At 25.5% G+C, this 11642-nt stretch carries 5 protein-coding genes and 4 pseudogenes; 5 read left to right on the top strand and 4 right to left on the bottom strand.

The genetic code is table 11. The features are described 5' to 3' along the window. Positions 1-598: virulence associated lipoprotein (locus BLO14_RS05405; RefSeq protein WP_143280332.1), on the top strand; the 598-nt coding region annotated here is incomplete at its 5' end. Between the two features lie 412 nt (positions 599-1010). Here BLO14_RS05405 and BLO14_RS05400 read toward each other — a convergent pair. Continuing rightward, positions 1011-1202, bottom strand: a complete 192-nt coding sequence (locus tag BLO14_RS05400) for an NINE protein (RefSeq protein WP_236736411.1) — start codon at positions 1200-1202, stop codon at positions 1011-1013. A 1078-nt stretch (positions 1203-2280) separates the two neighbouring features. Between BLO14_RS05400 and BLO14_RS05395 the strand changes: the two genes are divergently transcribed. From BLO14_RS05395 to ade, 4 genes and pseudogenes are all read left to right on the top strand, one after another. Then, a complete protein-coding gene (locus BLO14_RS05395; RefSeq protein WP_091973797.1) occupies positions 2281-3096 on the top strand; it encodes a 5'-methylthioadenosine/adenosylhomocysteine nucleosidase in 816 nt (271 codons plus the stop codon). A 771-nt stretch (positions 3097-3867) separates the two neighbouring features. After that, a pseudogene (mtnN, locus tag BLO14_RS05390) lies at positions 3868-4653 on the top strand (5'-methylthioadenosine/S-adenosylhomocysteine nucleosidase). Between the two features lie 187 nt (positions 4654-4840). Continuing rightward, positions 4841-5372: pseudogene (locus tag BLO14_RS05385) on the top strand (P52 family lipoprotein). A gap of 1248 nt (positions 5373-6620) precedes the next feature. Beyond that, on the top strand, positions 6621-8267 hold the full coding sequence (gene ade, locus BLO14_RS05380; RefSeq protein ID WP_091973794.1) for an adenine deaminase: 1647 nt from the start codon (positions 6621-6623) through the stop codon (positions 8265-8267). Between the two features lie 523 nt (positions 8268-8790). On the opposite strand, the gene BLO14_RS05375 is transcribed toward ade, so the two are convergent. The 3 genes and pseudogenes from BLO14_RS05375 to BLO14_RS05365 form a co-directional block, all read right to left on the bottom strand. After that, on the bottom strand, positions 8791-9486 hold the full coding sequence (locus BLO14_RS05375) for an SIMPL domain-containing protein (RefSeq protein WP_091973791.1): 696 nt from the start codon (positions 9484-9486) through the stop codon (positions 8791-8793). 171 nt (positions 9487-9657) lie between these two features. Further along, a pseudogene (locus BLO14_RS05370) lies at positions 9658-10323 on the bottom strand (Eco57I restriction-modification methylase domain-containing protein); the annotation flags it as partial. 189 nt (positions 10324-10512) lie between these two features. Next, a pseudogene (locus tag BLO14_RS05365) lies at positions 10513-11642 on the bottom strand (class I SAM-dependent DNA methyltransferase); the annotation flags it as partial.

Below are 11642 nucleotides of genomic sequence, written 5' to 3'. Positions count from 1 at the left end.
AACATTACTTAATAATTTTATCAATTCAATAGAATCAGCTAATGTAGATAAAGAAAAGTATATAAAAAAAATGGAAAAAGAACCTTCAGACCAATACGGAATATCGATTTTTGGTGCAATAGGTTGGAATGAACCAGGAGGCGAATTTATATCCAGCAATACTAATAGATCTATAAGATATAGAAGACGTGTTTATACTATTTTAAGTCTTATTGATGATAACGAATTAAAGGAATTTTCAAATATTATAAGTATAGCAGGTATATATGAATCGTTGTTAGCCACCTTTAACTATCTTGGGGGTGCTATTGACAATTCAATTGATTTCTTACACCCCAAAAAAGATGCTTTAGATAAACTAGATATTTCAGATTTAAAGAAGCTTAAAAAATCATTTGACACAATATTATCTACAGTAAAATTTGTATCAGAAACGGCAAAACAAATTTTATTAGATTATCAAAATGATAAAAATCTTATAAAAACAGATACTTCTAAGCTTAGATCCCATTTAAATACACTTTACAATCAAATTAAAGAAAAAGTTGAAGAAGCACGAAGGCTGGAAAAAGACATATTATCAAGCAAAAGTTTTTAACAAAGATTAACATATTCTTCTCCATCTAAAATTTCTATGAAATTTATGTGGAGATGAATTTGTTAATAAATGGATTTATTTTGATTTTGAATATATTTTTTGATGATATCAATAGAATTGGGCATAAATAAAGAAGAAATTCAAAAACTTATAAAATGTTCACTTGATTAATATAGTGATGGTTGTCAATAGTAAAGAAAAGAATTTATATAGTAAAAGGTGAAAAAATTATTATACAAGATTTTATTTGATAAAATAAATGTTTATGATAAGCATAAATTATAATAAACAAGACTAGTTGTTAGTCTTGTTTATTATTTGTATTCAAATTTATTTGTTGCTATTCTGATAAGATCAATAAAGGCCCCAATCAATAAAAAACCGCCTGTAAATAGATATAAGAAACCAGTTCCTATTCCCCCCCCCCCACATAAAATCTATGCGCTCCTAAACAACCAAAAAATAAGCATATTAATAATAATAAAATTTTATTATGGTTTTCAGCGTGTTTATTTCTAATCCCACAAGCAATACAAATCTCAGCTTCCTTTTTAATTGGTTTGCCACAAGGATGACAATATATTTCATCCAAAGCTTTTGACATAATTTTATGCTCCTTTTAAAAATAAAACATACCTATCTAAAGGGATTTAAGATAAATAAGTTATATTTTTATGTATTTAAATTTAATGAATGTTATAAACGTAGATCAGATCAAGCATAGCTCAAGAATACATAATAAAAGCAGACGATTTGATTTATTAAGAATTATTGATAATTTCAAAAAACATAGAAAAACTTGTCTCTAAAAAAAAGAAAAACAATTTTAAGATGTATAATCTTTATTGCTTTTTAGCCTAATTAAAACATTTACTGTACTATCCTTGGTATTTAATGATTTTGAACTAATAATAAGTTGCTATTTATATAATCTTTGATTTAGAAAATTTTTAAAAAAAGAAGAAAAGAAGGGGACAAAGCAGCAAAAGAAAATCCCCTTAAAAAATAACTAAAGAGAATATTAAAGATGCTGTAAATAAAATAGATACTATAATCACTAAAATTACCAACATTAAAAGTTAAAAAGAAAGCTGAATAAAAAGAAAGAGATTATATTGGTGCTTCAGTATAATTTAGAGAGATTAACAAGCGATTTGGGAATATATTTAATTGCTCAATATTAATAAGTATCTAAAACATCTAGAAAGCTACAAAAATATTAATAAATTGCAAAAACACATTATATCTAAAATTTTTTCTCAATTAATATGGGTGGAAGCTCATTACAATTTCTATTTAAATACTATTAATTAGTGACACAATAAAAGGCGTTAGAATAGATATGGCAACGGGCACGATGGATATTTAATATCTTTTTGATCAGTTTTAAAATCCGGAATGCAAGCATTTAAAAATAGAAAAATACATATGTTTACAATTACATAATATTTTATAAATATTCTCCCTAAATAAGATCGCTCTTTATTATAATCGGACATTTAATCAGATTTAACATTTAATATTTTTTTAATAAAATTAATTATATTAAGTTTTGCAATTCAAAAAATCTAATCTAACCATCAAACATATTATAAATAACATAATATTGCAATACCTTTTAAACTAATACAAACATGAAAATATTAATTTATAAATTAATAATATATATATGGAGCTTTTTTATGAAAATCAAAAATATAGTAAAAACATTAATATTTTTTTTATCTATGGTTTTAAATAGCTGGGGGAATGAGCAACAAATAAATAAACCAAATGAAAATCTTAAAAGCAATATTTTAATACTATCAGCTACAAAAGCCGAAATAGAAGAAATAAATAAGATCATACAAAACAAAAAATCTATTACAATAGAAGAACATAGAAGAAAAAAAAATATTACCACTGGGGAAGTGCTTAATCACAATATAATTACCATAGCTACGGGAGTTGGAAAAATAAACACAGCCTTTTGGACAAGTTATATTATATCAAAATATAAAATTAGTCATATAATAAATGCTGGGGTTGCTAGCGGTATTTATAATAACAAAAATAAATTCATAAAAATAGGAGACATTATAATAGCTACAGAAACAACAAATTACGATTTTAATCTACACAGATTTGGCTATGAAATCGGACATATTCCTGAGCACCCTAAAAAATTTAAAGCAAACACCGCTCTTATAAGGAAAGCCTCTAAGATAGAAAACAACAACACAACATCTTATATAGGCTTAATAATTACTGGAGACCAATTCATTGATCATCAAAATTTTCAAGAAATCTCAGAAGAATTTGAAGATGCAATTGCAATAGACATGGAAAGTGCCGCAATGGCCCAAGTGGCATACAATTTTAAAATTCCTTTCATAATCATTCGAGGAATATCTGATATAGTTAACAATGAAAATAATTATGACGATTATAAAAAGTTTTTAAAAAAAGCCTCTTCTAACTCGGCACAAATAGTAGAAAAATTAATTAAATTAATGTAAATTTGCAAAAAATACACCAATTATACAATTTTTGTTTTTTTGTATGTTTGCATTAAATACTAGATAAGTACTACTAATGATATTTTAACAATTGGTGGCGGTTGCAAATAAAATAGATTTTTTATTGTAAAAAAACTATAATAAATTGATAATTTAATTATTATATTAATTATATAAAAATTTTCATAATTCGAAACCCAATCAAACATAAGGCCTATTTTGTTATTTTATTAAATAAATTCAATAAAATAACAAACAAATGAGCAAATAAATTTTCTATTTTACTATCATCGTAGTCACAGCTGAGTCCTTGATTAAGCTTATTTTGCAGGTCAAGATTTTTATTTTTTTCTATAAATCTTTTAAATGATTTTCGATTTCTAGCTCTAGATCTTTTGAATACTGTCTGTTTTTAACTAGGGCCCTGAAGAATATGAAGGTTTCTTTTTGATTTCTATCTAAAAATTAGATATTTTTTAATATAATCCAAGTTTGTCTCCTTTTTGAATCTAAATATAAAATGAAATTTGTTTTATATTTAGATAGCTTACATTTTATGTTATAAACATATATCAATATATTGAATATTGGTTTTTTAGTTACGATTTTTTTAAAATATGGTATGAATACTTTTTCATGTATTAAGATAAGAGATAAAAAAAAAGACCTGTTGCTATCTAATTTTAAAAACTATTAATATTAATAGTTTTTGTAAAATAATAATATAAGTATTTTTTCCTATAAGGAGTATGATTTTATGAATTTTTTTTAATAAAATTTTTTCTTTTTTTATTGGTTTTTTCAAATAGCTATGTTGCTTTTTCTAAAAACATCAATGCTTTAATAGTAACTGCTATGAACTATGAGCTTTAGCAGATAAATAAGCTTATGTCTAATAAGGAAGAAATAGTTCTTAAGAAATATGGTCTTAATAAAAAGATTGTAAAGGGAAAGTTGTCTAATCGCAATGTTATGGCTATTTATTGTGGGGTTGGCAAGGTTAATAATGGTTGTTTTAGATTAGCTATATTTTGTTAAAATATAAGATAAATCATGTAATTTAATTCTGTAATTGGTGGTGGTGTTATTAGTGATAAATGTAAAATATTAAACTGAGAGATGTGGTAGTATTTTCAGAAGTTGCATATTATGATGTTGATTTAACTAAATTTGGACACAAGGTGGGGTAGCTTATAGGATTTCCTCAAAAATTTAGTGCCAATTAGAATTTGGTTGAAAAGGCCAAAAAGGTTGTTAAATTAAAGTTTGGAGATGCTAATACATATTCAGGATTAATATTATAACAGGAGATCAGTTTATTGACCCAATTTATATCAACAAAATTATAAAAAACTTTAAAAGATGTAGTAGCTGTTGAGATGGAAGGTGCAGCAGTAGTGCATGTTTCTCATATATTTAATGTACCTTTTATAGTTATTGGGTTTATATTTGACATTGTAAATAAAGAAAAAAATGAAGTTGAATATAATAAAATTTTTTGAATTAGCTGTTTTTAATTCAGCGAAAGTTGTACAAAGGATTTTAAGAATTCTTTAATTTTCATAAATCAATATAATGATTTGTCATTTAACAATTCTTGAGAAAATACAAAATTGATATATGCTTGTTTTTTATAGAGGAATTTATTTTAGTAGAGCTTTTTGAGTTTAGTAATTAAAGTAGTATTTGGATAAACTTATATATTTATAGATTATTTTAACAGTAAGGTGTAGAAGGAGTATATATGAGGATTTTGATTGGTTTTTGCATAATAATATTAGCTTTATTGAGTTGCTATTTGCCTGCTAAGCAGGGGCCAAGCTGTTCAAACTTTTTTTGAGAATTTGGAAAAAGATTACGATGTAGAGTCTAGTGAGATTGTTACTGAAGGTATATTTTCTAATTTAAAATTAGATGTGGCTGAGCATCGTTTGCTAGTTGATATAAAAAATACTTTAATTAGTTTAAAAGATCCTAATTATCGTGATGTACCTCCAGTGCCTGACTATAATGAAGAGTATTTTAATAAATTCTTTTTAGATTTAGGTTCTGATCGATCTAAAGAATTGATTAAGTTGTTTGGTAAGGTGAAAAATGAGCAAAATAATAAATTTAAAAGTGAAGTTTATTGGCTGTATTCATGTATAAGGGATTTATATTCTCCAGATATTAAGTATTCTGGTGAAAGAGGACATGCGTATAATAATATTATACCTAGGCCTACTATTGATCAACAATATTTTAAAGTGAAGAAAAAAATAGAAAGTATACTTTAAGATAATTTTCATTTTTAGTATTAATGTTTTTATTGGTGCTATCTCCAAGATATATGTAAAACTTTTTAGTAGTTCTTGTTTTTTATTTATGTGAGCTGTAATTTTTATACGAATTTCTACAACGCCAGTAAAGCCTTCAAAATCAAATTTATAAATATTGTTAATGATAGTTATATTATTTTTTTCATTGTATTCGATACTTAAAGGATGACTATCTTTAATGAGTATTTCTTTTTTTATTTTGTTAAAATCAGGTACCTTTTAATGGTTTCCAAAAGATATGAATCTCTTTATGGTAGAAGGATTTTTCTTTACAAATTTATCAATCTTTTTTCCCAAATAAACTTATAATCGAGGGGGGGGCTAATAACCCCATCACTATGCTTAGTTATTATCTAGACCTTGTACAATGCTTAGAAAACTGATTTAAAAAGTGCTCAAGTGTATACCTGCAACTTGCTATCTTTGCAGTTATCTAAAGCAGATTCCAAAAATTATCAAGTGCATTCAAGTATGATCCCTTATTGCTTAAATCTTTTACTCGGTAAAGGAAATCTTTTGGTATGTCTGCTATGGTTAACTTAGATTCAATATTTTTTTCTCAAAAATTTTTTGTTTTTTTAGACTTTTAAGTTAATTATATTAACAGTATTAATCACAGCCGTAATCGATTAACATGACATTTATCGGTTTCATTTTGAAAAATCATCTGAAACTTTACTACTGGAAGCTTTTTCTAAAAAATTATTATTAGAAAAATAATAAGAATATTTGGTTTCAATCATGGCATTTTTAATGCTCTATTCGAAATCTTCTACTATTTTTTTATTTACAAGTATATGTATGCAACCAAACCTTTTTTCCATCTTTTTTTTTTAAGAAGTTTAGCAAAAATTTTGTAAATGTCACATGATGAATAACGCATAACTCCAAATAGGTTTTTTGCAATCTTGATTTTTTTCGTTGATTGCTCAATAGACTCCCAAAAGCTTGGCGTATTTGCCTGAGCACATTTTTTGATTAAAGATTCAACAAAAAAAACACTTTTACAGTGTCAGCGCAAGTCTTTTTATTGAAATTAATCTAACACTGATTTGATAAAAAACGAAGATAGCAACTATATGAAGTTAAGTTTGTGAATTATATTTAATAAATGACCATTTAGATATATTCTATAATCAAAATATATCTAAATTTTAAGTATATGGAGTATGTTATGAACAAAAAGTTTTTAGAAGAGAATAAATAATGGATTTATTTAAAATCGAAGCTAATTATATTGACATATTTAATAAAGAAATTTATCCAGCTAGCATAACAATTGCAAATGGTAATATTGTGAGTGTGGAAAAAATTAATGTAACATTGGATGAGTATGTGCTGCCAGGATTTATCGACGCACATATACATATAGAAAGCTCTTTTCTTATCCCATCAAACTTTGCCTATTTAGTAGTTCAACATGGCACTGTGGCAACAATAAGCGATCCCCATGAAATAGCTAATGTTAATGGTATTGATGGTATTAATTTTATGATAAATAACTCTAAAAAAACCGAGTTTAAAATTTTTTTTGGAGCTCCTTCTTGTGTACCGGCTTTATCGTCGAAACTTGAAACCTCAGGATACGTATTAGATGATCAAGATGTAGATAAATTAATGGAATTAAATGATATTTACTATCTGTCTGAAGTAATGGATTTTAAAGGTGTAATTAACAAAGATATTGGAATTATTAATAAAATAAATTCTGCATTAAAACGCAATAAGGTTGTCGATGGACATGCTCCCTGTTTGCCTCCCCATTTAACTTTAAAGTATGTGTCTTCAGGTATTAGTACTGATCATGAATGCTCAACAATAGAAGATGCAAGATATAAATTATCTTTGGGCATGAAAATAATAATTAGAGAAGGAAGTGCAGCTAAAAATTTCGAATCTTTGCATCCCTTGATTAGTGAGTGTTCTAAAAAATATTGTAATTCTTTAATGTTTTGTTTTGATGATGCACATCCAAATGATATACTACATGGACATATTAATTCAATAGTAGCCCGTGCAATAGAGTATGGGCACAACTTTTTTGATGTTTTAAAAATAGCATGTATTAATCCGGTTTTTCACTATAAAATCCCGGTGGGGTTATTAAGGATAGGAGATCCTGCTGATTTTATAATTACTAAAGATATTAAAACATTCAAAATAGACAAAACTTACATTAATGGCAAATTGGTGTTTAATGATGGCATTTCACATATTCCATTAATAAGTGAAGCACCTATAAATAATTTTAATTGTAGTCAAAAATCTATTTTGGATTTTAAATTTTCCACTATAAATAAGATGATACCGATAATCAATTGCATCAACAATCAAATTGTTACACATAAAACTATGATTGATAGCAATTTATTGGCTCCAGACTTTCAATCTAATATTGCTGAAGATATCTTAAAAATAGCTATAATAAATCGATATGAAGACAATAGTAGAATTTCTATAGGATTTATAAAAAATTTTGGAATAAGAAAAGGTGCCATAGGAAGCACAGTTGCTCACGATTCTCACAATATTATAGTTGTTGGAACTAATGATGAATACTTGTGCAAAGTAACAAATACAATTATCAAGAATAAGGGAGGTTTGTGCGCTCTAAACAATGAAAAAACTATAATAATGAAACTTCCTATTTCGGGATTAATGAGCACTCTTCCAGCTAAAGAAGTAGCTTCGCAATATGTAAAATTAAATGATTTTTGTAAAAATGTTTTGGGCTCTAAGCTTGATGATCCTTTAATGACTTTGTCTTTTATGTCTTTAACAGTGGTTCCGCATTTAAAGATAAATGATAAAGGATTGTTTGATGTCGATTCTTTTTGTTTTTTAAATTATTAATTTTAAATTAATAATTTAATTGTATTAAATTTATAGAAAATAATAATATTTGTTTTGTCATATTAAATAATGAAAATTTTTCATGAATTTCTAGCTTTTCTTAAAAATTTTATTTTAGATTTTGTGTTAAATTGGATATACTGTCAATCTTAGAAGCAAAATTATCAAACTTTTTCCCGAATTGTTTTTCTAAATTAATATATTTCATAATTCACAATCTTAATATAAGCTTTAGATGTAGCTATACTTTGTTTGCAAATTGTATTGATATGAATATTGAAACTTTCACTACTGGAATTTTTTATTGAAAAAACAAAAGAACTTTCTATCTATAATTTAATTGCAAAAGCTTATAAATTGTATTTTATACTACGATGATACATAAAGAAATTAAAGGTCAAAAGTTAAGCTTGTAAATAATGTCACATTGGATAACAAAGTCCTTAAAATCTAAAAAACTGTTGTGAAAAGAACTTAGAAGCCGTTTCTATAGTTTTATTTTAAAATAGTAGTTCACTAAACATTAATCCAAATAATAAGAAATAGTTGTAACGATCCTTAGTATTTTTTTTGGATAACGCTCTTGGTCGCCTAGACTTCTATCAATAGGAAGGAATTCAAAATATCCTTGATTTGCATTTTTAATTTTCCCTAATTTTGAACTTGAATGTTTTGAAAATTCTAAAGCCGCCAATTTAGCATTTTTAATTGAATCTGCCAACATATCGGGTTTTATATCATTAATATTGTCAAAATAATATCTTGGTCCTCCACTATTACTAATCAATATGCCTTGATTATAAAGATCAGCAATATTTTTTTCTGCTGCTTCCATTTTCTCAATATTTTTTGTATGAATATTTAAAGATATGTATGCTCTATACTTGTAAAGAGAGTCTTTATAATTCTCTTCATCGAATTCCATAAATCCCATTTTTATATGATCTTCGCTAAATCCATGTTTTAAGAAAAAACTTTTAATTTTAGATAAGCTTAAATTATTTGCTATATTAATATCATTAATAGTATTGCCAGTCAAACTATATCTAAACTCCCAACTAGAAGATGTTGATAAAATTTCTCTTTCACTAAGACCCTTAACTGTAATATAATTTTCATTTTTAATACCAATGCTTTTTATTCCATGAGAAATTATAATTGATGATATAAGCAAAAGTATTGAAAATAACAAAAAATATATTTCTTTTCTCCTAAGCATAGATTGTGCCTCCTAAAAGCAACAGTAAATAATATGTTAGAATTGGTGCATACAAATTTATTCTAACATATTATTTAATAAAAGTTAAGAAAATAAATAATCCGGTGACATTTTTAACTAATAGATTTCCTTTTTAGAAAATTTTAGAACTACTTTAAGAAGCGAAATAAAATTAATACCTTTAATTTTTTGATAGTTATCTTCTAAAATAGTTGTAATTTCTTTAATTTTTTTAAATAAAGAAAATCCACTTTCAAATTTCTTTTTTGTAATATCAAAAAATTCATCTTTAGTATGCCCTAGCAGGGCATTTCCTACTTTTATGTGATGTTCAATAAAACTTAGAGTGGCGTTCCAAAAATAAAGGTATTAATCCATAAACTTAACATAGTAATTTCAACAGAAATAGGATTAATATCAACACCATAAATATACTTCTTTAATAGTATCCTTTTAAGTACCAATTCTTTACTTATACTATCGAATATCGTATTCTTCACTTTCTTTAAGAATAGCTCTATATTCTTTATCAAGCTCTTTTTTTACATCTTCAAATTTATCTAACTGATGCCACACTTTTTCTATTAAGTAATCTGGGCAAGAAATTAAAAAATGGTCTGATCCACAAGAATTATCAATGATTTTTATATTTAAAGGAAACTTGATTTTAAGCTGTTCTTCAATTGAAGATGCAACCATAAAATCAGTTAAGTCATCTGGGATATAATATGCTCCACTTTTCTTCCTATCAAGGGATCTAGATGTAAGATAAATATTGCCTTTATAGTATGTAGCAACTTTGTTTACTTTCTTGTTTTTAAGCTCTTCTTCGGTACGTTAATGAAAATTTAAAATTAGCTTTTATAAATCTTCTCTTATGTCTTATATAAGTAGAAAAACAAATATTTGGCATAAAACTCAAGCCACTATTTTACTAGACAAGCTTTAAATCAATTATCGATGTTAATGAACCTATAAAATTATAAAAATCTTATTTTTTTTATTTTTTTTCTTACCTTATATATACTAAAAACTTTTATTATTTAACAAATAATTCTCATATCCTTTTATTAAAGACAAAATATAATCTTCTCCTTTTTTATTCTTTACTGCTTTAAAATCACTAAGTAAAATGACAAAATCTTCTTTGGCTAATGCATAAAGGCTAGCTACAATAAAGTTATTTTCATTTTCTTTTTCTTTAAAAAATTCATCTTCCACATTTAGATTTAGAATCTTATTAACTTTTTCTTTGCTAAACTCAAAATGTTTCAAGTAGAGTAAATTGGAGAAATTTAAAGGATCATTTTTGGCTATTAGTAAGGAAGTATTTTTTATTAAAGCTAAATATAGTGGATTGGCTAAAATATCTTTTTCTTCGGGTTGAGGCATTGGGCATTGATATAAACACGATTTTAGCACATTTGAGTCAACAAATCTTCTTAGCAAAAAATCAAATACTGATGAATTAAAAATAGAAATAATAAATAATTTCTTATAAATAGATATTGATGTTTTCTCATAATTTATATATAGCAACTCTATACAATAGAAGTTTTTAGGGCATAATGTACTAATCATTGTTCTTTCACCTGTGTTTCTTGCAATTTTTCTATAAATTATCCTTTCATTCGGGTGCTCATTATCTTCAGTCAATACTTTCTCTAAGCCTTCTTTATCTATCCATAGTAATTTAGAACTTTCTTTTGCACCTTTATCTTCAAAAAATCTTGAATTAAATTGATGAATATTTGCACCCTGATAAAGAAATATAAAGTTTTTATTATTATATTCTTTATACAATGCTTTATAATTTGTTAAATTTAGACCTACTCCAAAATCAATATATTCCTCACTAAGAACACTAAATTGACTAAACATTTTGTTAATTAAGCTAAATTCTTTATTGTCTTTAAATTCTATTATTGATTCTTGAATAGGAGATAGCTTTTTAATTTGGTCTATATTTAATTCAATCCCTTTATAAGGATTTTCTTTGATGTCTTTTAAATCCCTAGTTATTTCTTTTAAAATATTATCACCACTCTGAATCATGAATTTTGCTTTAAAGTTTGATGTAGGAGTTTTATTATTACTTAGTTGAAATATTGCAAATTTAAAACTAGAATGCACATCTTCAAATCTTTTTTTGTTTT

The sequence above is a fragment of the Borreliella japonica genome, from assembly GCF_900099615.1.
GTDB lineage: Bacteria > Spirochaetota > Spirochaetia > Borreliales > Borreliaceae > Borreliella > Borreliella japonica.
This window is presented reverse-complemented; position numbering and strand designations above follow the sequence as displayed.

What these genes read in the sequence shown, in the direction of transcription:
- BLO14_RS05375 (WP_091973791.1), bottom strand. Translation starts at nt 9,486, where the DNA reads ATGCTTAGGAGAAAAGAAATATATTTTTTGTTATTTTCAATACTTTTG.
- ade (WP_091973794.1), top strand. Translation starts at nt 6,621, where the DNA reads ATGGATTTATTTAAAATCGAAGCTAATTATATTGACATATTTAATAAA.
- BLO14_RS05395 (WP_091973797.1), top strand. Translation starts at nt 2,281, where the DNA reads ATGAAAATCAAAAATATAGTAAAAACATTAATATTTTTTTTATCTATG.
- BLO14_RS05400 (WP_236736411.1), bottom strand. Translation starts at nt 1,202, where the DNA reads ATGTCAAAAGCTTTGGATGAAATATATTGTCATCCTTGTGGCAAACCA.